This window comes from Acetobacter musti, assembly GCF_011516835.1.
In the GTDB taxonomy this organism is placed as follows: domain Bacteria; phylum Pseudomonadota; class Alphaproteobacteria; order Acetobacterales; family Acetobacteraceae; genus Acetobacter; species Acetobacter musti.
In genome coordinates, this window is the sequence record NZ_WOTB01000005.1 from 36,324 (window position 1) to 59,682 (window position 23,359).

17 protein-coding genes and 2 pseudogenes are annotated in these 23,359 nt (G+C 59.6%); 8 read left to right on the top strand and 11 right to left on the bottom strand.

From position 1 onward, the window contains the following. Positions 1 to 49: 49 nt before the first annotated feature. The 3 genes from nadA to nadC are packed head-to-tail and all read left to right on the top strand — an operon-like array spanning position 50 to position 3,459. On the top strand, positions 50 to 1,030 hold the full coding sequence (nadA, locus tag GOB93_RS05200; RefSeq protein WP_173582437.1) for a quinolinate synthase NadA: 981 nt from the start codon (positions 50 to 52) through the stop codon (positions 1,028 to 1,030). 30 nt (positions 1,031 to 1,060) lie between these two features. Next, complete coding sequence (locus GOB93_RS05205) at positions 1,061 to 2,611, top strand: L-aspartate oxidase (protein WP_338422299.1); 1,551 nt, start codon at positions 1,061 to 1,063, stop codon at positions 2,609 to 2,611. Beyond that, positions 2,602 to 3,459, top strand: coding sequence for a carboxylating nicotinate-nucleotide diphosphorylase (gene nadC / locus GOB93_RS05210; protein WP_173582438.1), 858 nt, complete (start codon positions 2,602 to 2,604; stop codon positions 3,457 to 3,459). The genes GOB93_RS05205 and nadC overlap by 10 nt, the downstream gene beginning before the upstream one ends. Before the next feature lie 735 nt (positions 3,460 to 4,194). Here nadC and GOB93_RS21955 read toward each other — a convergent pair. Then, positions 4,195 to 5,826 carry a methyl-accepting chemotaxis protein gene (locus GOB93_RS21955; RefSeq protein ID WP_198912675.1) on the bottom strand — a complete coding sequence of 544 codons (1,632 nt, stop codon included), beginning with the start codon at positions 5,824 to 5,826 and terminating at the stop codon, positions 4,195 to 4,197. Positions 5,827 to 6,404: 578 nt separating this feature from the next. Between GOB93_RS21955 and GOB93_RS05220 the strand changes: the two genes are divergently transcribed. Next, a complete protein-coding gene (locus tag GOB93_RS05220; RefSeq protein ID WP_277877216.1) occupies positions 6,405 to 7,313 on the top strand; it encodes an AraC family transcriptional regulator in 909 nt (302 codons plus the stop codon). A gap of 33 nt (positions 7,314 to 7,346) precedes the next feature. Here the strand turns inward: GOB93_RS05220 and GOB93_RS05225 are convergent, their stop codons facing one another. Continuing rightward, positions 7,347 to 8,276, bottom strand: coding sequence for a nucleoside hydrolase (locus tag GOB93_RS05225; RefSeq protein WP_173582440.1), 930 nt, complete (start codon positions 8,274 to 8,276; stop codon positions 7,347 to 7,349). A 206-nt stretch (positions 8,277 to 8,482) separates the two neighbouring features. Between GOB93_RS05225 and GOB93_RS05230 the strand changes: the two genes are divergently transcribed. Next, a complete protein-coding gene (locus GOB93_RS05230; RefSeq protein WP_173582441.1) occupies positions 8,483 to 9,736 on the top strand; it encodes a class I SAM-dependent methyltransferase in 1,254 nt (417 codons plus the stop codon). Between the two features lie 22 nt (positions 9,737 to 9,758). On the opposite strand, the gene GOB93_RS05235 is transcribed toward GOB93_RS05230, so the two are convergent. The 4 genes from GOB93_RS05235 to GOB93_RS05250 all read right to left on the bottom strand — a co-directional run bounded on the left by GOB93_RS05235 (position 9,759) and on the right by GOB93_RS05250 (position 13,661). Next, positions 9,759 to 10,544: an MBL fold metallo-hydrolase gene (locus GOB93_RS05235; RefSeq protein ID WP_173582442.1), complete on the bottom strand. Its 786-nt coding sequence runs from the start codon at positions 10,542 to 10,544 to the stop codon at positions 9,759 to 9,761. A gap of 136 nt (positions 10,545 to 10,680) precedes the next feature. After that, positions 10,681 to 11,430 carry a hypothetical protein gene (locus GOB93_RS05240; RefSeq protein WP_173582443.1) on the bottom strand — a complete coding sequence of 250 codons (750 nt, stop codon included), beginning with the start codon at positions 11,428 to 11,430 and terminating at the stop codon, positions 10,681 to 10,683. A gap of 168 nt (positions 11,431 to 11,598) precedes the next feature. Beyond that, positions 11,599 to 12,306: a transcriptional repressor LexA gene (gene lexA, locus GOB93_RS05245; protein WP_173582444.1), complete on the bottom strand. Its 708-nt coding sequence runs from the start codon at positions 12,304 to 12,306 to the stop codon at positions 11,599 to 11,601. A 149-nt stretch (positions 12,307 to 12,455) separates the two neighbouring features. After that, positions 12,456 to 13,661: a molybdopterin molybdotransferase MoeA gene (locus GOB93_RS05250; RefSeq protein WP_173582445.1), complete on the bottom strand. Its 1,206-nt coding sequence runs from the start codon at positions 13,659 to 13,661 to the stop codon at positions 12,456 to 12,458. Between the two features lie 155 nt (positions 13,662 to 13,816). On the opposite strand from GOB93_RS05250, the gene rpmG reads away from it, so the two are divergent. Continuing rightward, positions 13,817 to 13,984, top strand: coding sequence for a 50S ribosomal protein L33 (rpmG, locus tag GOB93_RS05255; protein ID WP_146887705.1), 168 nt, complete (start codon positions 13,817 to 13,819; stop codon positions 13,982 to 13,984). A 225-nt stretch (positions 13,985 to 14,209) separates the two neighbouring features. On the opposite strand, the gene GOB93_RS05260 is transcribed toward rpmG, so the two are convergent. After that, positions 14,210 to 14,539 carry an FtsB family cell division protein gene (locus GOB93_RS05260; RefSeq protein ID WP_173582446.1) on the bottom strand — a complete coding sequence of 110 codons (330 nt, stop codon included), beginning with the start codon at positions 14,537 to 14,539 and terminating at the stop codon, positions 14,210 to 14,212. 417 nt (positions 14,540 to 14,956) lie between these two features. Further along, positions 14,957 to 16,237 (bottom strand): phosphopyruvate hydratase, encoded by a 1,281-nt coding sequence (gene eno, locus GOB93_RS05265; RefSeq protein ID WP_173582447.1) that lies wholly within the window; start codon positions 16,235 to 16,237, stop codon positions 14,957 to 14,959. Positions 16,238 to 16,557: 320 nt separating this feature from the next. Between eno and GOB93_RS05270 the strand changes: the two genes are divergently transcribed. Together GOB93_RS05270 and GOB93_RS05275 are read left to right on the top strand one after the other, a co-directional pair. Continuing rightward, on the top strand, positions 16,558 to 17,580 hold the full coding sequence (locus GOB93_RS05270) for an alpha/beta fold hydrolase (RefSeq protein WP_173582448.1): 1,023 nt from the start codon (positions 16,558 to 16,560) through the stop codon (positions 17,578 to 17,580). A gap of 235 nt (positions 17,581 to 17,815) precedes the next feature. Then, positions 17,816 to 18,730, top strand: coding sequence for a mitochondrial fission ELM1 family protein (locus GOB93_RS05275; protein ID WP_173582579.1), 915 nt, complete (start codon positions 17,816 to 17,818; stop codon positions 18,728 to 18,730). Positions 18,731 to 18,832: 102 nt separating this feature from the next. Here GOB93_RS05275 and GOB93_RS05280 read toward each other — a convergent pair whose 3' ends face one another. The 3 genes and pseudogenes from GOB93_RS05280 to GOB93_RS21440 form a co-directional block, all read right to left on the bottom strand. After that, positions 18,833 to 21,163 (bottom strand): TonB-dependent receptor, encoded by a 2,331-nt coding sequence (locus GOB93_RS05280; protein ID WP_242010550.1) that lies wholly within the window; start codon positions 21,161 to 21,163, stop codon positions 18,833 to 18,835. 1,003 nt (positions 21,164 to 22,166) lie between these two features. Then, positions 22,167 to 22,582: pseudogene (locus GOB93_RS22375) on the bottom strand (transposase); the annotation flags it as partial. A gap of 184 nt (positions 22,583 to 22,766) precedes the next feature. After that, positions 22,767 to 23,103, bottom strand: a pseudogene (locus GOB93_RS21440) (transposase); the annotation flags it as partial. Positions 23,104 to 23,359 lie beyond the last annotated feature (256 nt).

A 23,359-nucleotide genomic window follows, 5' to 3' on the forward strand; every position in this document is an offset into this window, starting at 1 on the left:
CCGGCCTATATATGCTCATGTTGAGTATAATAAGCGCAGGAGCGCGACCATGTCAGAGACCCTCATCGATCGTCGTGCGTCTCTTTACGAACCGGTCTCACATCTCATGCATCGCAACGACTGGGAACGACTCTATGCTGACGATATCGAAGCTGTTCTGCGCCTTAAAAAACAACGAGACGCCGTAATTCTTGCGCATAATTACCAGACACCTGAAATCTTCCATTGCGTGGCCGATATCCGCGGAGACAGCCTGGCCCTGGCCCGCGCCGCCCAGACGCTCAGCCAGAGCGTGATTGTGCTTGCCGGTGTTCATTTTATGGCTGAAACCGCCAAACTGCTGAACCCGGAGAAAACGGTCCTTATCCCGGACACGCATGCCGGATGCTCCCTTGCCGAAGGTATTACTGCCGGGGATGTCCGTGCTCTGAAAGCGGCGCATCCGGGCGTCCCGGTTGTGACCTACGTAAACTCTACTGCTGCAGTAAAAGCGGAATCAGACATCTGCTGCACCTCTGGGAATGCGAGACGTCTCGTCGAAAGCCTGGGTGTTCCGAAAGTTATCATGATCCCGGATGAATTTCTTGCCCGGAACATCGAGGCCGAGACCGGCATCGAGATGGTCACCTGGCCGGCTCACTGTGAAGTTCATGAACGCTTCACACCACAGGAAATCCGGCAATATCGCCGTATCCATAAAGGCGTCACCGTCATTGCTCACCCGGAGTGTCCGCCGGAAGTCGTCGCTGAAGCTGACTATTCAGGTTCGACGGCTCAGATGCAGGATTATATCGCCATGAAGCAGCCCGAAAAAGTCCTGCTGGTGACGGAATGTTCCATGAGTGATAACCTTTCGGTTCTGTTTCCGGCCACCAGCTTCGTGCGTCCCTGTAATCTTTGTCCCCACATGAAGCGCATCACGCTCGCCGGTATTCGCCGCTCACTGGAAACGATGGAAACACCCGTGTCTGTTCCGGAACATCTCCAGCCGCGCGCGCGCCAGGCAGTTGAGCGAATGCTGGCCGCCTGAGAACGGATTGACGGTCAGGGAGGTATAAAAGTGACTACCCTCTCCCGATACGCGGGCTGGCCCGTCATAGCCGGATCCGGCCTGGCCGGACTTTCTGCCGCTCTGCATCTGAAACATCCCTGTATTCTTCTTTCCAGCGGACCGCTCGGAGAAAACGCTGCCAGCAGCCTCGCTCAGGGCGGGCTGGCAGCGGCAATCGGCTCCGATGACACGCCTGAACTGCACGCAGCCGACACACTCGCCGCCGGGGTCGGTCTCTGCGATCCGAAGGTTGTCCGCGAGATAACTGCCGCCGGTCCTCAGACTGTCGAAACTCTTCTGAACTGGGACGTTCCTTTCGCACGGACTGCCAGTGGAGATCTCGCGCTTCATCTTGAGGCAGCCCATTCCCGCCATCGCATCGTCTATGCTAACGGTGATGCCAGCGGAGCCGCGATCATGAAAGCTCTCGCTGCGCGCGTGAGAAACACACCTCGCATCGCAGTACTTGAAAACACGATTCTCACCGGTCTGCACACCGAAGATAATGAACTTCATGGTGTCTGGACAAATCATGGATTCATTCCCACCAGGGGGTGTGTGATCGCGAGCGGCGGTATAGGCGCACTCTATGCCGGAGCCACCAGCCCCATAAGCTGCACCGGCACCGGACTGGCCATCGCAGCCCGTGCCGGTGCAGATCTCATCGATATGGAATTCACCCAGTTTCATCCGACGGCCCTTGATACCGGGACCTGCTCTGGCCGTCGCCCCCTGATCAGTGAAGCCGTCCGTGGCGCGGGTGGACGCCTCATTGACGAAACCGGGCGAAACTTTACCGATGAGCTGGCTCCCAGGGATATCGTCGCACGTGCGATTGCCGCCTGTCAGCGAGAAGGTCACAGGGTTTTCCTGGATGCACGCTCCCTGTCTGGCGGGCGTTTCTCAATGTTGTTTCCAGGAATCACAGCTGCGTGTCGCGCTGCAGGGATTAATCCTGATCAGCAACTCATACCTGTGCGACCAGCGATGCACTATCACATGGGCGGCATCGCTACCGATATAAATGCCCGCACCTCTGTTACCGGCCTGTGGGCGGTGGGCGAGGCGGCCTGTAACGGACTCCATGGTGCCAACCGTCTTGCCAGCAATTCCCTGCCTGAAGCATTTGTCACCGGTCAGTGGGCTGCCCGCGATCTCGACAACAGGTTGTCTGAGACTGTTCGCATTGTGCATCCCCGGCCGGCCGGTCGCTTTTCTGCTACATTGAATATTGGAAATGCTCTCATGGAGCATGCGGGCATTCTTCGGAATACAGCCGGTCTGAAAAGTCTTCTTAAAAAAACTGGTCCATATATTAATTATGACCAGAACGCCCTGGTGGCAGCTCTCGTTGCACAGGCGGCATTAAACCGACACAGAAGTCGGGGCAGTCATTTTAGGACAGACGATGTTTCCGCAGAGACCCACGAGATGCGGCCCGGGACGGAGACCTTTAAAAGCCAGCAAAGCAACCTGAACATATCTGCACAGGTTTTCACGCGGCAGATAATTTCTGCAAGAGACGTCACTCCTGAAAAGGTTTTTGAACAATGTCTGTAATATCGCTGCCCGACATCCTGTGGGAACCTGTCATCCGCAATGCACTTCTTGAAGATCTCGGCATTGGCGGAGATATCACCACGCAGGCTCTGGTTGAACCTGGTCAGATACTGAAAGCCATTTTTCGGGCTCGCAAACCCGGTGTTGTTGCGGGATTGCAGGGAGCAAAACTGGCTTTCACGCTCCTCGACCCCGAGACCCGCTTCAATGCCAGCCTTACAGATGGCGACATTCTTTATCCTGACGTCGTTATCGCCACTGTCGAGGGCAGGGCCGAAAGTATACTTGGTGGAGAGCGTACTGCGCTTAATCTGCTTTCCCATCTCAGCGGGATAGCCACCATTACCCGCCAGATATCCGATGCGGTTTCCGGGACTAAGGCCCGCATTACCTGCACCAGAAAAACCCTTCCGGGACTAAGGTCTTTACAAAAATATGCTGTCAGAGCCGGAGGGGGACACAATCATCGATATCGCCTTGATGACGCTATCCTGATCAAGGATAACCATCTTGCTCTCTGTGGCGGAGATGTCGTCTCCGCTCTTCAGACCGCACGCAGCCGCGCCGGTCACCTCGTCAAAATCGAACTCGAAGTTGACACTATCGAGCAACTTGAAAAAGCTCTCTCCTGTAACATCGCCGATTGCTATCTTCTCGATAATATGGATCTGCCAGCACTGCGACAGGCTGTAAATCTCATTGACAATCGGGCCATTGCAGAAGCGTCCGGCGGCATCACCCCGGAAACAGCCCGTTCTGTCGCGGAGACGGGCGTGGACGTGTTATCTCTGGGATGGCTTACTCACAGTGTCCAGGCGCTCGATATCGGACTCGACATCCTTCATTGAAGGCAGGTCAGTCCCTGGCAGTTAGTACGTTCAATGAACGTGACAACAACCGGAAGCAGGAGAAACAGGTTTCAATCTGTCGATTATCACGATTTATCCTCAGTTATTTTGTCCCTATAGAAATACAAAAACTATATAGTATGACGGTCGATATTTTTCGTAATGACAAGCATTTCGGGAAGAATCGCAATATCAGGACCGGTTATCCGATGATGTCGCGCGAGATAGCATTTCTCAAAATGCCAGTGCCTGATTTTAACATTGTAAGCGATAGCATTGCCGACTGAATGCCACCTGATGAGACCATGAAGTTCAGCGAGCGTCATCATCCGGTTCTCAGGCAGCCAGCAGGACGATTTTCAGGCTTGACATGCTCAAGTCCGGATTTCATCATAACGGATGTTCGTCAGATTTGCGTTTTCTACCCGGAATCATTCAGTTTCAGAGCATAGAGTCGGCAAGTCTTCCATCCGGAAAAGATGTTTCTTTCTAAAAACAAAAGGCATATGCAGCCTTTTCCATGTCACATACTGGACCTCGGGTCTGGAATCCCAGAATTTTCTCTTTCCGTCATCTCAGGATAACTCCTGGCAAAATATCCGGACCGGTAGTCTGATTGCATTGCAAACAGTTTCAGAGCCCACCCTGACAACAATCAGCAATACCGTAGAAGGACCACGTGAGCATGCGTGGTCCATATGTAATTTGGAAATTCCCCGCTTCGCGTCGTTCGCATCATGCTATTTCGGCTGTTGGGTCCGCTTCTGCCGGACGCAATGGGCTTCCTGGACTGTGCAATCTCCTGACAGGCAAAGCGCGCGTACTGGTCAGATTTTTGATTTTTTCTGGTAGTCCGCTGCCCTCGAGGCGGAACGTGCCGAGCATGGCGCTGAGTTCCCTGACCTCAGCGGCGAGATTCCGGCTGGCTGCGGAAGTCTGCTCAACCATCGCGGCGTTCTGCTGGGTGTTATGATCAATTGTAGCGACCGCAGCGTTGACGTCCTGTAGGCCGCTGGCTTGGCCGCGCGCAGCTTCGACGATAGCAGAGATATGCTGATTAATTTCCGCGACGTCTCCAACAATGGCTTTCAGGGCGGAGCCGGTCTCACCCACGAGGGCGACGCCAGAGCGGACCTCCTCCCGTGACTGTGTGATCAGGGCCTTAATCTCCTTCGCCGCGCTGGCAGAACGCTGAGCGAGCACCCGAACCTCGGATGCGATGACGGCAAACCCCCGACCAGCCTCCCCCGCGCGGGCGGCTTCCACGCCGGCATTGAGTGCCAGGAGATTTGTCTGGAAAGCGATTTCATCCATCATATCCGTGATGCTTCCGATTGCACCGGAAGAGCGTTCGATGGCGCTCATGGTCTCCATGGCTTTCTGGACGACGCCTTCCGACTGTTCGGCGCCTGCCCGGGAGCGTTCGACCAGATTGCCGACATCTTCGGCGCGCTTTGCGGTGGAACGCACCATGACCGTGATCTGGTCGAGGGAGGCGGCGGTTTTCTCGACGGATGCGGCCTGCTGCACGGTCCGAGCGGAGAGGTCATCAGCGGCGCGGCTGATTTCTCCTGTTGCGCTTTCGATCGAGGTGGCGACCTGTGCGACGGACAGAAGCGACTGGCGCAGAATTTCGACCGAATTGTTAAAATCTTCCCGCAGAGGGTGGTAGGCCTCCGGGAGTTCGCTGTTGATTTCGCAGGTGAGATCCTTGCGGGCGACGCCGGCCATGGCGTTACCGAACGTATCGGAGACGAGTTTCTGCTCTTCCGCGATGGCGTTGGCTTCACCGAGCTGCCGGGCTTTCTCCGCTTCGTCGATGTAGACGGAGATGGAGAGATCCATGTCGAGCAGGACAGCCTTTGCCAGGCTGCCCAGGGCCTTGCCGAAATCGGCGGCTGTCATCGACGGCCTGCTGAACAGGCCGCCTTTGGGAAAAACCTCATCGGCGGCGGCTCTGATCAGATGATCGAGGATGATGGCGTATCCGCCCATATACCAGCGTGGCTCCAGCCCGATCCGGGCGTGCACCCTGCCGACGGTCTGTGCGCGGGTCGCATAATCCTGACTGAAATCGCCGTTTGAAATATTGCCCCAGTGTCCGGCCTGCGCGGCGGCGGCCCGGCTGATGTCCTTCTCCGAGGAGAAAAATTTCATGGTTTCCGGGGTTTTGCGCACCTGGGCGTAGAATTTGTCCAGGGCGACGGGCAGTTCCCGTTCCACCAGCGGTTTCAGCGACCGGATCGCGGCGCAGTCCGGCGGCGTCATCTGCATGAAGCGCAGGCGCTCCCGCACCACCCTGCTTTCGTCAGCGTGGCCGTGTGTCTCTGCTTCTGTGTGGTGCGGCTTCGACGATGGATTGTTCACCTGATGGGGTTCCGGATCCTGGTTACGATTCTCACTGCGTGGAGACGGTAATCAGCATTGTACAGAAGGACGTATCGCTGATATTGCCGGTCTCCGTTACAGACTGAATCACTCAGGAAGGAATTGTTTTAGTGTCCAGGCTGCCGCTATATCTGGGTATCTGGTTCTTATGGATTACTTAATACCAGGAACGTTGCCGGTTTATCCGGAAACAATTTCGCGCATTTTGTTCTGCTTCTGCGCAAACTGTCCTATGGTCGCACCTTTCTGTTCTGCGATAAGGTCGTCGCAGAAGCTGCCGGCGCATACGCTGTCCATTATGATATCGAAACCGTAATGACAGCGGACCGGCATGAACCGGCCCTGCAGGTCGCGCGAGACAGCGGCGACACCCGGCGAATAGCATAAACCATGGTTGCGATGGGATTCTGCTATGACCACACATGCCGACAGCCATGCCTGTAACGATTCCCCTGTTGTTTCGTTCGCGCTCTGACTGCTGTTTCGTCATGCCCAAAAGAAAAAATACATACGCCTCCTAGGGAGTCGCGCATTTCGATTTTCAGGGTGCGGAAAGTCTGACCGGGGTCTTCACCCGTCGTTTTGCGCCGGCACGGGCTGAACCGCTGCGACCCGGAGAGATCCCGGCGATGCGGGGAGTGTTTGGCGCCATCGGAGGTGTCGATTTCAGCCGGGTGCATTTTCCCGGCGGGTTCAGCCTCATTCCGCAGACGCCGCTGCAGGCGGTGTTCTTCTGCCTTCCCGCTCAAGGTGTTCTGACGGTCCGGACGGAGGCTGAAAGCCTTTCCGCCACGCCTGAGACGGCTCTGGCGGTCGATACGATCGCGGCTCAGTCCCTGGAAATCCCGGCGGGCCATGCGCATTGCGCGCTGATCATCAGCCGGGCCCTGCTGGTTGAGCGGCTGTCGGTGCTGCTCGGCCGGGCGGTTGTCAGCAGTCTGGCCTTTGAGCCGCTGATGGCAGCCGGAAGCGAGCCTGTTCCGGCGCTCCGGTCGCTGCTTCATTTTCTCACAGCTCCGGATTTTGCCGGTGAGCTGAACGGGGCGAGGCTGACGGCGACGCATATCCATGAACTGCTGATCGATTTCGTGCTGGAGCGCTGGCCGAACAGCTACTCCGAGGCGCTGAACCGGCCGCCGCCGATGGTTGCGCCGCGGCATGTGAAATGCGCCATCGATCTCATCCGGGACAATCCGCAGCATATCTCGAGCGGCGCCGAGCTGGCGGCGCTGTCGGGAGTGAGTCTGCGGTCGCTTCAGGCTGGGTTTCGCCAGTTTGCCGGGACATCGATCACGACCTATCAGCGGCGTGTCCGGCTGGAGCGGGCCCGGGAGGACATTCTGCGCGAGCCGGGAACGTCCGTTCAGGACATCGCCCTGCGCTGGGGGTTTACGAATACAGGGCGTTTCACCCGATATTTCCGGGAGGCCTATGGCGTGTCTCCGGCGCAGCTGGCGAAGCGCTGACGGTCTGCCGTTGCGGCTCTGCCGGGTGATCTGTCAGAACCGGGCGAGGCGTTCGGTGATGACGTCGTAGAGCGCGTCCGTGTCGCATTCTTTCAGGAAGAAGACGTTTCCGGGGAGCTTCGTGATGCCCCACCAGTCGACGGCGGTGAGACCCATGGTCAGTTCACTGCCGGTTTCGACGCGGACATTGACCTGACGGCCTTTGTAGAGGTCAGGGCGCAGGAGCCAGAGCACGGTATTGGGGTCGTGGAGCGGGCCGCCATCGGTGCCGTATTTGCCAGCCTCGAAGGCCTTTTCGAAACGGAGCCAGTCGGCGACGACCCTGCCGATGCGGTTGCCGATGGCCTCGATGCGGGCGAGGCGGGCGGCGCTGGTGTGCAGGCTGTGGGTGATGTCGAGGGGCGCCATGGTGATTTTGATGCCGGATTCCAGGACGATGGCGGCAGCGTGCGGGTCGGCATAGACGTTGAATTCGGCGGTCGGGGTAATGTTGCCGACCTCCGCGAAGGCGCCGGACATGGTGACGATCTGGCCAATACGGGTGCGGAGCTGAGGCTCGCGGGCGAGGGCGAGGGCGATATTGGTCATGGGACCGATGGCGCAGAGCGTGATGCTGCCGGGCGGATTGTCCATGACTGTCCGAATGATGAAATCGACGGCGTGTCCGGGGGCGGCTTTCTGCGTGGGATCGGGCAGATCGGCGCCCTCGAAGCCGGTACGGCCGTGGACATGGGTGGCGTCGATGGGCGCGCGCAGGAGGGGGCGGTCAGCGCCGGCATGGACGGGGATATCGGTGCGGCCGGCGAGATCCATGGTTTTCAGGGCGTTGATGGTGGCCTGATCGACGCTGACATTGCCGGCGACGGTTGTGACACCGAGGAGCTCGATTTCCGGGCTGATGATGGCCAGCAGGATGGTGAGGGCGTCGTCCTGGCCGGGATCGGTATCGATGATGATCTTCATGGTGCCTCCGCTGTCTTCCGGTGGGCTTAGACCGGATGGCGGGAGCGTGTCATCCTGTGGGGATACGCTCAGGATGCGGCCCAGCGTCACTCTCCGCACCCTGTCTCTCACGCATGATGTCTTCCCGCTCTCTGCATGGCCCTGCGGGTTGCGACACCGGATGACGGGTGCTGCAAGGACGGCGTGACTGAGGAGAGGACGCTGCGATGGCCGGGGAACAGGATGCACGGGATGAGGCGCTGGTGTCTCAGTATGAGGCTTATCCTTACCCTGAGCGTGATCCGCGGGATGAGACGAAGCGGCTGCTGATCGGGAGTCCGAGTCATCTGCGGGAGATTGATTACTGGGTGTTCGGGGCGACGCGGCCACGGAGTGTGGCGTTGCGGGTTCTGATTGCTGGCTGCGGGACCGGGGACGCGGCGATCATGCTGGGCACGCATATGGCGCGGGCCGGACGGGCGGGTGAGATCGTGGCGCTGGACCGGTCAGAGAAGGCGCTGTCGGTTGCGCGGGCGCGGGCTGAGATGCGGGGGCTGGAGAATATCCGTTTCGTACAGGGGTCTCTGCTGGAGCCGGAGGCGACGGGCGACGGGCTGTTCGACTACATCGACTGCTGTGGGGTTCTGCATCATCTGCCGGACCCGGATGCGGCGCTGGCGGGGCTGGAACAGGTGCTGGCGCCGGGCGGCGGCATGGGGCTGATGGTTTATGCGCCGTATGGGCGGACCGGGGTTTACATGCTGCAGGATGCGCTGGCGCGTCTGGCTCCGGCGTCTGAACCGCCGAAGGAACGGCTGGATGTGGCGCGGCGGGTGATGCGTCATCTGCCGGCGACGGCGTGGCTGCGGGCGAACGGGAATTTTGGCGATCATCTGAGTGGCGGGGATGCGGGGCTTTACGACCTGCTGCTGAATCCGCGTGACCGGGCTTATGACGTGCCGGCGCTGTTCGGTCTGCTGGACCGGACCGGGCTGACGGCGACGTGCCTGATGGAACCGTCACGGTACGATCCGGCGCTGCTGCTGCCCGATCCACGGCTGCGGGCGCGGATTGAGGGGCTGGACCGGCGGGCGCGGGCTGCGCTGGCGGAAGAACTGGCGGGGAACATGGCGACGCATGTGGTGTATGTGGTGCGTCGTGGAAGGGAGCCGGTGCGGGCGGACCCGATGGCGCCGGAAAGTGTGCCGGTGATGCGGGAGATTCCCGGTGCGGAGCTGGTGAAGCGGATGACACCGGACAACCGGCTGCGCTTTGCGTTCGGGACGCTGGAGGTTCTGGTTCCGCTGCCCGGTCAGGCGCGCGGGCTGCTGCCACTGATTGACGGAGTGCGGACGGTGCGGGATCTGGCGGAAGCGATGGAGAGCCGGGGCCTGTCGGCGAAGCGGTTTCCGGCAGTGTGGAAAGAGATTTTTGTGACGCTGGAAGGCCTTAACCGGGTGCTGCTGGCCCCGCCTCCCTGAGTGGCAGGGCTGTCACAGATGCTCAGTTCTTCCGCCACCCCCTTTTGCCGTCATGGACAGCTTCTTCCTGCGCTTCGAGATATTCGAGCATGGAGCCGAGCATTTCCGAGGCGGCGCGGGTGAGATTTTGCGGCAGGTTTTTATAGAGAGTGGTGAGGAGTTCGCTTTCGGTCTGCGGGCTGGCTGTGAGGGCGTCCCGGGTCTGGGCGATTTTGCGCAGGCGGGTGTGGAGCAGCCCGGAGAGGAAGGATTCCGGTTCGGTGATGGCCGGGCCGTGGGCGCTGAAGAGGGTGGCGTCGCTGCGGGCGCGCACGTCTTTCAGGCTGGTGAGATATGCGCTCATGCTGCCATGCGGGGCGCGGAGGATGACGGAGGTTGACCAGCCCATGATGTGATCACCGGTGAGGAGACGACCTTCGCCGATATCGACGCAGACATGGTCCATGGTGTGCCCGGGGGTTCTGACGAGACGGAGGCCGGGGATGGTCAGGGTATCCGGGTTCTGGCCGTGGGTTCCGCCCCAGAGCGGGGCGTCGGCGAGACGGGCGAGGGTCTGCGCGCCGGCTTCGTGATCGTGATGGCTGTGGGTGACGAGGATAGTATGGATTTTGCCAGCGCAGGCGTCCAGCACGGCTTTGTGGTGATCGGGATCATCGGGTCCGGGATCGACGACGAGCCAGCCGGGTCCGGTCTCGATCAGCCAGGTGTTGGTGCCGTGATACGTCATCGGACCGGGGTTACGGGCGACGATGCGGCGGAGACCGGGCGCTTCGGTGAGGGCCTGGCCGTATTCGGGGGGTGTCTTCAAGGTAACGGGATGGGGGCATGGGGCGGGCTGTTTTCTTTTGTGAACAGGTCCGGATGCCCTGTTCTGTTTTTCCTGGTCTTATCTGTTGCTGGAAAATGGGGCGCCCCGAAATGACATCAGAGTGAGCGGCTGATGATTATTGCGGCGCGTTATCCTGTGCTGCGATGAGAACCGGCATCAGGAAGAGAAGGCTTGCCACGCTCAGAAGCACGGATGCCAGTCCGTATTGTGGCGCAAGACCGGCAATGGAGAAAAATCCCAGACTGACGGCGATGACGGTAGTGCTGAGTGTGCGCTGCGCGGTCCTGGGAAACATACGGTCCTGCGCGACGGGCAGAGCGTGGCAGGAAAAGCGGATGACCAGCCAGAGAGCGAAGGCCGTGACGAAAGGAAACAGAAGCCAGGTGGAAATTCCGAGGCCGGCAGCGAGCAGGGCCATATCACCATGCGTTGTCAGAGTACGGAGAGGCGCATAACTCCAGACATTGAAGGTGGCGAAGGCGTCGGTCCAGACGAGACACCACAACCAGCCGGGACGGTGTGTCCGGGCAAGCAGACTGTTGCATGCAATCGCGGTGCCGCCATTCGCAAATAAAGGGCCGGCGGCGGCGATCAGGGCGGCCTGCCAGCCATGTCCACTGGCGAAAATCGGGGTGTAATCGACGTTTTCACTGATCTGCTGCTGGAGCAGAATGTTGTCGATCGTTGGTGTTCCGTAATCGAGAGCGAACGGATCGGCCTTCCAGCCGAGGCCCCATGCCATAAATGAATGGGCATATTCGTGGAAAAAGAAATTGAATGCGTGGGCTGTCAGCACGGACAGGAACACCGCGGTCCCGAACAGCAGCGGGTATGCGATATCGGGTGCTCTGTTTGCAGATGGCACGCTTTCTGAGTCCTGTCATTTTATTATGAAACCGGAACATTCTGTTTTTTCTGCTCCGGAGGCAATGCCTGCATGAAGTCTGATCAACCGGTTACAGGCCTCTGTCCGACTGGCAGAAAATGCCGCTCCCGGCATGAGCAGACCGGAAACGGAAGTGCCTCGGCACTCTTAATGGTAACGGCGCAGAAGGCCGACGAGCTGACCCTGGATGCGGAGGCGTTCGGCAGGGACGATCCGGGTTTCGTAAGCCGGGTTGGCGGCTTCGAGGGCAATGGTGTTGCCGCGTTTGCGGAGGCGTTTGAGGGTGACTTCGTTATCGTCGAGCAGGGCAACGACGATTTTGCCGCTGTCGGCGGTTTCGGTGCGGCGGATGATGACGGTGTCGCCGTCGAGGATTCCGGCTTCGATCATGGAATCGCCCGAGACTTCGAGAGCGTAATGTTCGCCGGTACCGAGCATGGCGACCGGGACTTCCACCTGGGAGCCGCTATCTCTGAGCGCTTCGATCGGCAGACCGGCGGCGATTTTTCCGTAGAGCGGAAGATTGACCGAGCTGGTGGCGTCGCCGGTGCGGACGCCGGGCAGGCGCTGCGAGAAATCGCCTTTGATGACGTTAAGGGTACGCGGCTGGCGGGCCGGGGCGTTCTCCGGGCGGTCACCGGAATCCGGGAGGCGCAGGACTTCCAGTGCGCGGGCGCGGTTATGCCGGCGCTGGACGAAGCCACGCTCCTCCAGACCTGAGATGAGACGGTGGATGCCGGATTTCGACCTGAGGCCGAGAGCCTCCTTCATCTCATCGAAAGACGGGGAAAAGCCTGTCTGACGCAGATGGGTGTCGATGAACAGCAACAACTCATGTTGTTTGCGTGTGAGCATTCACCGGACCCTTTATTCTGTTTTTCGAGATGGAATCAGAGAAGTTTGTTCTACATTGGTTCTCATTCGGGGTCAATAAGATCTGGAGTCTGACTGCCGGACTGAGCCTCCTGAATCACCCGGAGACCGGACAGTCCGGCGGGTCGAAATCAGTCGTCGCGCCGGCCGAAACGGATAATGTCACAGACATCCCCGGTTCTGGCCGCGGGGGCGTGGGCGGCGCGCAGAATAAGAGCGTCGCAGGCAGCAAGGGGATTCATCATGCCGGAATCCTGCTTTGAGAAAGGGGTGGCTATGAGGGTACCGGCTTCATCGCGTTTCAGGGTAGCGCGGAGGTGATCGAAGCGGAGATCGTTGGCGGGAAGGTCACAGGTGAGGCGGGCTTTTTCCGGGCCGTTATCGGGTGTGGTCTCACCGGTCATCTTACGAAGCGCGGGCAGGACGAAAACGATCGCGCAGACGAAGACGGCGACGGGGTTGCCGGGCAGGCCAATGACGGGCGTTGCATCAAGGTGGCCGAACATCAGCGGTTTGCCGGGCCGCATGGCGATTTTCCAGAAATCCGTGACCAGTCCGGCCTCGCCCAGCGCGGCCTTGACGAGATCGTAATCACCAACGCTGGCGCCGCCGATGGTCAGCAGCATATCGACAGTGGCAAGGCCGCTGGTCGCCTGACGGATATCGCCGGTACTGTCTCTGGCGACGGGCAGGATGACGGGATCGGCGCCGGCTTCTTTCAGAAGAGCTGAGAGCATGAAAGCGGCGGAGCCGATAATGGAGCCCGGAGGGACGTTGTCGCCTGGCATGACGATTTCGTCGCCGGTGCTCAGAATGGCAACGCGGGGGCGGCGACGGGCGGTGATCCAGGGGCAGTTTGCGGCGGCGGCCAAGCCGATATCGCGGGCGGAGAGGCGCTTTCCGGCCGGAATGACGGGGAGGCCTGCAGTGAAATCCTGACCGTAAGGGCGAATGAAACGGCCGGGTGAAACGGGCTGTGTGACGGTAATGCAGTCGCCGTTACGGAGGGTGTTTTCCTGGATGAGGACGGCGTCGGCTCCGGCCGGCATGACGCTGCCGGTGAAGAGCCGCACACAGGTTCCGGGGGTGACTGTCTGGTCCGGGGGATGACCGGCCGGGGCTTCTCCGGTGACGCGGAGTTCCGCGCCCTCCGTGGTATCGGCGGCGCGGACGGCGTAACCGTCCATCGCGGACACGTCGGCGGGGGGATTGGAAAGGCGTGCGAGAACGGCCGTGGCGGTGATTCGGCCGGCGGCTTCGGTCAGCGAAACGGTTTCGGTTCCCATAAGCGGGAGGCCTGAGACGATTCGGGTGCGGGCTTCGGAGGGGTCGATCATGGCGACTTTCGACTTTTTTCGGGTTCCGGAGGGCTCCGGGGCGCATGAGAGCTTGACCTGACAGGCCCGGATGCGCAAATTGCGCCAAATCTGAACAGGGTCGCGATCGGGCTGCATATCCGGACCGGCGGCCTGGCTACCACCCCGAGGATCTTATGGCCAAGAGCAATGTCATTCAGATCCGGCTCGTCTCGACGGCAGACACCGGATATTTTTACGTTACGAAGAAGAACGCCCGCGCCCAGACCGGCAAGATGGAACTGAAGAAGTACGATCCGGTTGCCCGCAAGCACGTCGTCTTCCGCGAGGCGAAAATCAAATAAGTTTTTCCTTCGGGAAAGGCTTATGTAAAAAGCGCTGCTCCTTCGGGAGGCAGCGCTTTTTTTTATAGTGTCCGGATATTTTGCAGATACGGGCGGGGCGGTTTTCAGGGCTTTGCCCCGGACCCCACAGAGGAACACAGTCCCTTTGATCCCGGTTTATCAGGCTTAAGCGCGGCTGGTCATATTACAAACGACCGGGACCAGGAGCCGGTCTCCGGCGAAAGCTCAGTAAAGCTGATCGTGTTTGTCGTAGGGGACGACGATGTCGTTCGGGTTGGCGAGATTGAGCATGGCCCGGGCGCGTTCGTCGAGCATGTCACCGTTCAGAGCGCCCTCACTGAGGCCTGAGACGCGGCGGCGCCAGGCGGTCTGTTCTGCAACAGCGTTTGTCCGGGACTCGTGGGCCTCATCCAGCAGCTGAAGCTGATGATGATAAGAGGTGAGGCCGTGATCGCCCTGGGTGGCCTGCCAGCCGAAATACCCTGAGAGAGAGAGGAAGACGGCGGGAGGGAGGACCGCGTTCATCGCGCGTCGGAACAGACGACCAAGCTGCATGCGAGTCTGCGACCTCCGATAACGTCCTCCGGGAAGCGGGGACTGAGTATAAAAATAAGCCACGATTCTGGCAGGAGTCGGGCAGATCGTGACTTTGCCTGTCCCAAAAACGGGTCACAAGGTTATGGAGAGTCAAAGGTGAACAGAGAGAAACCTTTGAATCTTTTTTCAGATCATGTGGTTTTTCGGCAACAGACAGTCTGCGCTGTACGAAGATAGCCAGCGTGCGGAATGCACCCGATCTGGTTAAGGGTCGCTGATTCCTGGCGGCTCTGATTGTGATGTGGATGGAGCTCTGCCCCCAGGACCCGGAAAGGGACACTGCCCCGTTCATTATTAAAAACAAACCGGGATCAGAGGGACTGTGTCCCTCTGTGGGGTCCGGGGCAAAGCCCCGGTCCGCCTGCTACTCTGGTTTCAGGCTTTTTTGAGGATTGTCCGGCCGGCATAGGCGCCGGCCGTGGCGAGTTCCTGCTCGATACGGATGAGCTGGTTATATTTCGCGGTGCGGTCCGAGCGGCAGAGTGAACCGGTTTTGATCTGGCCGCAGTTCGTGGCGACGGCGAGATCGGCGATGGTGGCGTCTTCCGTCTCGCCCGAGCGATGGCTGGCGATGCAGGTGTAGCCGGCGCGATGGGCCATTTCCATGGCGGCCAGCGTCTCCGTCAGGGTGCCGATCTGGTTCACCTTGACGAGCAGGGAGTTGGCGATGCCATCCTCAATGCCGCGCCGCAGGCGCTGCGGGTTGGTGACGAACAGATCGTCGCCGACGAGCTGGACAGTCTTGCCGAGCGTGGCGGTCAGCAGGGCCCAGCCTTCCCAGTCATCCTCGGACATACCGTCTTCGATGGAAGCGATCGGGTAGCGCTTCGCGAGGTCTTCCAGGTAGGCGACCATGCCGCCGGCGTCGAGGGTCTTCCCCTCCCCTGCCAGGTGGTATTTGCCGTCCTTGTAAAATTCGGTCGCGGCGCAGTCGAGCGCGATGGTGATGTCCTCACCGGGGCGATAGCCGGCGGCTTCAACGGCGCGGATGATGTAGGACAACGCCTCGTCGGCGGAGCCGATATTGGGCGCGAAACCGCCTTCGTCGCCGACATTGGTACTGAGGCCAGCCTCGGACAGGGCTTTTTTCAGCTTCTGGAAGATTTCCGAGCCCCAGCGGATGGCGTCCGAGACGGTGGGTGCGCCGACCGGCTGGATCATGAATTCCTGGATGTCGATGGGGTTGTCGGCATGTTCGCCGCCATTGACGATGTTCATCATCGGGACGGGCAGCGTGTGGGCGAACGGACCGCCGATATAGCGATACAGCGGGATCTGCAGTTCGGCGGCGGACGCTTTGGCGATAGCGAGCGAGACGCCGAGGATGGCGTTGGCGCCGAGACGGCCTTTGTTGGGGGTGCCGTCGAGATCGATCATGGCGTTGTCGATATCGATCTGGTCCTGCGATTCCGCGCCCTGGAGGGTGGGAAAGATTTCCGTTTCGACGTTTTCGCAGGCTTTCAGGACGCCTTTGCCGCCATAGCGGGATTTGTCGCCGTCACGCAGTTCAACGGCCTCATGGGCGCCGGTCGATGCGCCGGAGGGGACGGCGGCACGGCCTTTCGCGCCGGATGCGAGTTCGACGTCCACTTCGACGGTGGGGTTCCCGCGGCTGTCGAGAATTTCCCGTGCGATGATATCGACGATAGCGCTCATTGATCTGCCTCTGCGTGTTGCGTTCTTATTACGGCACGTGGGTCCGGCGCGCTGCCGGATCACTGTCTGTCAGAAGGCCTCTCGGACGGAAGTTGTCAACTGACAATCCGGAGGCGGACAGATGGGCTTCGTTTGGCCCCTGGCCACGGGCGCACCCCCGGAAACGGAACCACGCGAGGCTGAGCCGGTTTCGGCATCGAAACCGAGGGCCGGGCTGCTGACGGGAAGAACCAGTCCCTGAGAGACTGAAACTTCCTTATGCAGTGCCGATATAAACCCCGGCAGGATGGCCGGATGGCTTTTAGAGGACCTGAACAGTCATGGGAAAACGGAAGCATGCAGGGTGGGTGGAGGCCGCCGCTGTTCTGATGATGGGCGCAGGAGCTGTCACCATGGAAGCGCAGGCAGAACCGGCGCCTGTTTATGGCCCGCGTCTGGAAGGGTTTGCATATCCGTGGCCGGTGCGGGAATTCAGCTTCGCCTCGCAGCGTCAGACGCTGAGAATGGCTTATATGGATGTTCTTCCGGAGCGGACGAACGGACAGGTTGCCGTGCTGCTGCATGGGAAGAATTTCTGCGCGGCGACGTGGGCGGAGACGATCCGGGTTCTGACGGGCCGGGGATACCGGGTGATCGCGCCGGATCAGATCGGATTCTGCAAATCGGATACGCCGGAAAACTATCAGTTCTCATTCGAGCAGCTGGCGCTGAATACGCGCGCTCTGCTGGACAGTCTGGGCGTTGAGAAGGCTGTGATGATCGGCCACTCGACGGGCGGCATGCTGGCGGCGCGGTATGCGCTGATGTTCCCGGACCGGCTTACGCAGCTTGTCATGGTTGATCCGCTGGGGCTGGAGGACTGGCGGGCGAAAGGCGCGCCCTGGCGGAGCGTGGATCAGTGGTTTGCGGCCGAGCGGCACAAAACGGCGGAGACGATCCGGGCCTATGAGAAAAAGGTGTATTACGCCGGGGGATGGAAGCCGGCCTATGAGCCCTGGGTGCAGATGCTGGCCGGACAGTATCGCGGCTCCGGAGGTGAGGCGCTGGCGTGGAATTCGGCGCGGCTGTACGACATGATTTACACGCAGCCGGTTCTGTATGAATTTCCGGCGCTCCGGGTGCCGACGGTTCTGATGATTGGCGACAAGGATATCACGGCGATCGGGGCGGATGGCGCGTCGCCGGAGGTTCGGGCGCGGCTGGGACATTATCCGGTTCTGGCGAAAGCGACGGCGGCAGCGATTCCGGGTGCGAAGCTGATTGAATTTCCGACGCTGGGCCATGCGCCGCAGATTCAGGACCCGGAGGCCTTCCACAGCGCGTTGCTGGAAGTTCTCCGCTAAGAGACTGTCGGTCATACTCTCTAAATTACAAAAGTTTCTGGGTGCCGCCTTTTTTCAAAAAAGCGGCGTATCTGAAGCTTTTTGGAAAAAGCTTCACCAAAAACTTTTATTGTTTTTTCTCAATGCGTTATTAAGTCAGAATTATCGGATAAGGATGTTCAGTTGTGCCGGATAAACTGAGGTGAGTGACGGAGAATATGACCGGATCTCCGTGATCGCGGAAGATCTGGCCGGGATGCGCTCCCAGGCGTTCGGTCTGGCCGAGCATCTTTCTCTGCCGGCACGGTTCTGTCCGGTCAGTCCTGCCGGGCTTCTGAAGAAAATTCCGTTCCGGTTCTGGCCTGATCCTCTGCGGACCGTGCGGGATGTGGATGGAACGGAGCGGCATGATCTGTTTCTGAGTGTCGCGGGTAAGGGAGGCGCTGCCGGGCGCATACTTCATGGGCAGGGGCGCACGGTGGTGCAGATTCAGAATCCTCGTGTCAGTCCGTCATGTTTTAATCTTGTGATTGCGAATAATCACGATGAGATCCGGGGACCGAATGTATTGCTGAGCCGGACGGCGCTGCACGGGCTGACGCCTTCCCGGCTCCGAGTGACGCGGGAAACCTGGTCAGAACGGCTGAGAGTGCCGGGGCGGCCGCTGATGGCGGCGCTGGTGGGGGGGGCGAATGGCCGGTTCCGGTTTGGGCGGGAGGAGGCAACAGTTCTGGCGCGGCATCTGATTCATGCGGCGCGCTGCGCTGACGCGGCGCTGTTTGTAACAACCTCGCGCCGGACGGGCGATGAGGCGATTTCTGTTCTGCGGGAAGCCGTGGAATCAGTTGGCGGGCGGTTGTGGAGCGGCGGGAAGGATAATCCGTATATCGGACTGATTGCCTGTGCCGATTTTCTTGTTGTGACGGCGGACAGTGTCTCGATGGTTTCGGAGGCTGTCGCCGGTCCGGCGCCGGTTTATGTGTACCGGCTTCCGGGAAAGTCCCGACGGATCGGGTTGTTTCTGAAAACACTGGAAGAGGCCGGGCGGATCAGGATGTTTGAGGGTGAACCGGAAACCTGGCCGGTAACGCCGCTGGATGACACGCCGCTGATGGCGCGGGAGATGTGCCGGCGGCTGGGGCTCATGGCGTATCTGCGGCCCAGGGACTGAAAGCAGCGCTTCGTCCTGAAAAAATCGTGACTTTGTAAGGGGTCTGTTCAGTGAGGAGGAATACGAAGCAATGCTCCGGTTCCGCCTCACTGGAGCCGGTGCCTAAAAACGTTGTGAAATGCCGGTCAGGATTGTCCGGCGCAGGCCGTATTGCGGTGCACCGACGCCGATCCCGCTGCCGTCACGCAATTCGTAGCGTTTGTCGAACAGATTGGTCACATCCAGGCGCAGTTGGGTGCGTTTGAGGAAGGAGACGTGAAACAGATCGTTGAAGCTCTGCACGACGGAGAGATTGAATGTCGCGTATTGCGGGACGGAAGCGCCGTTCGGGGTGAGGCCGTCCATGCGGAGACCGCTGCCATAGACCATGGTGGCGGACAGGCGCAGCGGGTGGCCGGTTTTGTAGAAGGCGGTGTAACTTCCACCGGCTGACGCGGTCCAGCGCTGGTCATGGTCGAGGTGAATCCAGCGATGCTGGATATAGGCGAGATCGTCAGGATCGAAATTCCACTGGGCGGTGGTGATGTCTTTACCGATGGCACGGGACCAGGCGAAGTTGCCATAGACGCTGAAGGGGCCATGTGAATAATCGGTAGAGAATTCGTATCCGTGCACCTGTCCCCGGCGATAATTGAAAACCGAGAGGAGGATCGGGGAGCCGAACTGGCCTTCATCGATCAGGTTTTTGGCCAGCTTGACGTACCCGTCGACGGAGGCGTGCCAGCCGGGGAGAAGTTCCTGAGAGAAACCGGCATCGAAGTAATGATCACGTTCGGCCTTGACCGTGGTGTTCTGAAAAGTGCCGGGTGCACCGGAGGTGTTGGCGAATTTGTTCAGCTGGGTCGACCCGATCAGCTCGAAGGGTGGCGGCGTGAAATAGCGGGAATAGCCGATGTGGAAAGCGCCGCCATGCCAGGGCTGATAAACGATATTGAGGCGGGGGCTGACCTGTTTTGAATGAGTGTATTCATCCACGCCGTCAAAACGCAGGCCGTAATTGATGGTCAGTCCTTTCACGGGACGCCATTCGTCCTGTGCGTAGAGGCCGTAGACCCAGCCGGTGCGGCCGGTGCCGTCATGGATGCTGACGGTCTGGCCGTCATACACGGCGTTTCCGTCTTCATCTGTTCCGGTCTGCTGATAGACGGTTGAGTCGGATTTTGAAATCGTCCGTTCAACATAGGCCTGATATCCGAAACGGACGGTATGGTGCGGGTCGGCACGCCAGGTGACGTCGCTCTGCGAGCCGGATGAGAAGACGGAGCGCTGGGCGCGCTGAGCCATGCCGTTATAGACGAGTTCGCCGAGCGGATCGGGGGAGTAGCCGAGGGAGCTGTAGCGGACAATTGCCGAACTTTGCAGACTGAATTTACCCATTTCTTTCTGGAGCGACAGAATACCGAAATCGGTAATCTGCCTCTGGCGTTCATTCAGACTGGCGCTGTCAACACTGCCATAGACCTGCTGCGCGAGGGCGCTGTCGAGGAAGGATGGATTGGCAAACTGTCTTTGCTGCCCAGGATTGTTCGGAAGCTGATATTCGGCGCTGGAGACGCCGGCTGTCAGGCTGATGCGGGTGTTCTCATCAGCCGTGTAACGCAGATGGCCGAGGAAGTGATACTGGTTGCTCAGGTCATGCAGCGCGTTGAATTTCGGGGTCGGGTTTTCAATGCCGACGCGGTCATGCACGAAATCCGCCGTGGCGAAGTAGTCCCATTTCCCGGTATGTCCGCCGTACTGGGCAGAGGGGAAAAAGTAATCGCGGGCGCCGCCGTAAACGGAGGCTTCGCCACCGGGGTCGGCGCTGCCGTTTTTGGTGGTGATATCGATCACGGCGGCCTGAAGAAAGCCGTATTCACCCGGCAGCGCGCCGGTTGTCATCGACATGGAGTGAGCGAAACGGGTCATCAGGGCCTGACCAAACACGCTCATGCCTTCGGGGAGCATGACGCCGTCGAGGCGGAACTGCACTTCATTATGATCGCCGCGCACATGGATCTGGCCGTAGCTGTCCTGAGCGACGCCGGGGGCCTGGAGCAGGACAGCGTTCAGCGGGGCGTTGTCGCCACCGGGGATTTTCTCGATATCACTGCGGGAGAAGCGATAGATCGTGGCGCCCGTCGCGGGCTGCAGGGCAGCGCGCTGGCGGTCGAGGCGTGCGTTGACGACAATGTGCTCTTCATTGGACAGAGAGTCTTCGATTCCGGCCTGGTTCGTCTGGAAGGAGGAACGGGCGTCGGTTGTTTCCGTTTCTTTCTCTTTTGTCTTTGCCGGAGTTTTTTTCAGCGTCTTCGTATCCGTAACTGCGCCGGGGGCTTCCGTGGCTGTGTCGGAAGCGGGTACCTGAGCAGCGGCGCAGGCCGGGACGGCGGGGATCAGGGCGGAGCTGACGAGAAGGAGTGTCAGGAGCCGCAGGTGTTGAGGCGATGGCATAGAAGGCGGTTCCGGTCGTGGTAATCCGGAGCTGTTCTACAATGATATGTTATAACATATCAACTGCTTTTTGCACGGAAGTGAAACGATTTTCGGTGAGACGCCGATTCCTGTGTTCATGGCGGTTCCCTTTAAGACCGGCCCCGGGAGGGAAAGTTTTCCAGACAGGTCGGGGTGGTCTGAGCGGTCATCACAGATTGTTTCTGGCGGACTGAAGAAGTGGCATGTTGCCGGGAGGGCCGGACGGATGAGTGGAGTGCGCTGAGGGTGATTGCGGAATGGCATGACGGGGTTCCGGATGTGGCTGATCGGTGAGTGAACCTGTCTCCGGTTCGGCGATGGACAATTTTTTTGTCCAAAGAGGATTGGTTCAGTCCGGGGACGGAAGGAATTCCAGAGAGTTCCGGACAAATATGGTTCGGGAGTGGAATGGTTTTTTGGGGGAGCTGGAAAGAGTGGCGAGAGGCCGCCGAAACAGAAATCCTGACAGGTTGAGTCGTGGCTGCGCTGTCTTCTTTGCTCGGGTTCTGCGCTGCGGGCAGAGGGTGTTTGAAATGATGATGCTGTCTCTGGCGCGGCAGGTGATGAGCGGAGCGTTGGGGAGAACTGAGGCCTCGGACCGGGCTTCGGATTTACGGTTGGGCATCGGCGGGGTCCGGAGCTCTGTCAGCCATTGGATCGAGGGGAGTAGTTGAGCAGGCGTTGTGTCATCAGGGGGAAGGAATGGTTTGGGGGTGTCCTTTCGTCTGCTGCCGATCCTTGCGGGCGATTCCGGATATTCTGTTGCGTGCCGGGTTGTTTGCAGAGGACGGTCTCTTTGTTTCCGGCCGGAGGTGTCGGGGCTTCGGGACTGTATCTTTACCGTGAGCGTTACGGATATCGCTGAAACGGAAAAGGCTTATGCTTTAAGGGCTGTTTTCAGTGAAATTGTTTGCATGTGGTGCGAACATATATGAGCGGGTTTTCGGGGTCCTGCCCCTGCAAAGGGGCGTGGCCCTTTTGATTACGGTTTAGAGTGCTTTTCAAACCGTGAACTGAGCGCTTTGAGGCAGATGAGTACGCAGGCGATGAGCGTGAAGGCAAGATGAATGTCGGCATGTCTTTCGGAGCGGACGGCGAGGCAACGGAAGCGGGCGATGCGGTGCCTGATGCCTCGTTGCGTGCCGGCGGCGCGGCAGCGCCGATAGTCGTATCCCTTGTCGGCATGGAGCTTTGCGGGACGATGTTTCGGGCGGACGGGCTTAACCCGGAAGGCGGGGATCGCATCGGGCAGGGGTTCGGGCATCCGGCTGTCATGGGCGCTGGCGCCGAGAGCAGGACGGTCAGCGGAATACCCTGTCGGTCAGTGACGACGTGACGCTTTGAGCCCGGTTTGCCACGATCCGTCGGGTCTGGATTGCTCGCCTCCCCCCCCTTTTTTTGGCGTTTGTATATTTTGCAAATACAGATGGGATGGCTTTTCAGGGCTTTGCCCCGAACCCCACAAAGGGGCACAGCCCCTTTGATCCCAACCTGTTAAATTAAATGGGTGAAGGGATCTGCGATCCCTTCCGGGTGCAGGGCAGAGCCCTGCTTTGTCTCCTGTTTGCAAAATACATAAACGCTTTTTTTTTGCAGGAATGGACGAGTTGTCCATGCAGACCCGGCTCCGGTCGATCAGGCCCGCGCAGTGCAGACGCGTCAGCAACTCACGGTGCAGTTTCGCCCATACGCCGGCCTCCTGCCAGTCGCGCAGAGGGCGCTAGCAGCTCACGCCCGGGCCGCACTCCTTCCCGCGCGGCAGAATCTCCCACGGAATGCCTGTCAGAAGAACGAACAGAATCGGTAAGCGCCGCGCGGTCGGGCACTCGCGGGCGTCCACCTTTCGGGCGCACAGAAACGACGGGCAGGAGCGGTTCGATCACTACTCGCAGAGCATCGGAAACAAGAGGGCTGGCCATGCCTCCCATCACCTGTCCTTCACCAAAGTACATGGGGTTTTGAAAGGCGCTCTAAGTCAAAAGGGGTGAAAAGATCCGCGCCCCCTTCCGGGTGCAGAGCGGAGCCCTGCTCACTCCCCAAAAAGAAAGGCGTTTGTATATTTTGCAAATACAGACGAAATAGCTTTTCAGGGCTTTGCCCCGAACCCCACAAAGGGACACAGTCCCTTTGATCCCGGTTTGTTAAATTAAATGGGTGAAAGGCTGCGCCCTGCTT

Coding starts and splice junctions, on each gene's coding strand:
- eno (WP_173582447.1), bottom strand. CDS start 16,237: ATGAGCGCTATCGTCGATATCATCGCACGGGAAATTCTCGACAGCCGC.
- rpmG (WP_146887705.1), top strand. CDS start 13,817: ATGGCCAAGAGCAATGTCATTCAGATCCGGCTCGTCTCGACGGCAGAC.
- GOB93_RS05270 (WP_173582448.1), top strand. CDS start 16,558: ATGGGAAAACGGAAGCATGCAGGGTGGGTGGAGGCCGCCGCTGTTCTG.
- nadA (WP_173582437.1), top strand. CDS start 50: ATGTCAGAGACCCTCATCGATCGTCGTGCGTCTCTTTACGAACCGGTC.
- GOB93_RS05280 (WP_242010550.1), bottom strand. CDS start 21,163: ATGCCATCGCCTCAACACCTGCGGCTCCTGACACTCCTTCTCGTCAGC.
- GOB93_RS05230 (WP_173582441.1), top strand. CDS start 8,483: ATGGCCGGGGAACAGGATGCACGGGATGAGGCGCTGGTGTCTCAGTAT.
- GOB93_RS05275 (WP_173582579.1), top strand. CDS start 17,816: ATGCGCTCCCAGGCGTTCGGTCTGGCCGAGCATCTTTCTCTGCCGGCA.
- GOB93_RS05260 (WP_173582446.1), bottom strand. CDS start 14,539: ATGCAGCTTGGTCGTCTGTTCCGACGCGCGATGAACGCGGTCCTCCCT.
- GOB93_RS05250 (WP_173582445.1), bottom strand. CDS start 13,661: ATGATCGACCCCTCCGAAGCCCGCACCCGAATCGTCTCAGGCCTCCCG.
- nadC (WP_173582438.1), top strand. CDS start 2,602: ATGTCTGTAATATCGCTGCCCGACATCCTGTGGGAACCTGTCATCCGC.
- lexA (WP_173582444.1), bottom strand. CDS start 12,306: ATGCTCACACGCAAACAACATGAGTTGTTGCTGTTCATCGACACCCAT.
- GOB93_RS05225 (WP_173582440.1), bottom strand. CDS start 8,276: ATGAAGATCATCATCGATACCGATCCCGGCCAGGACGACGCCCTCACC.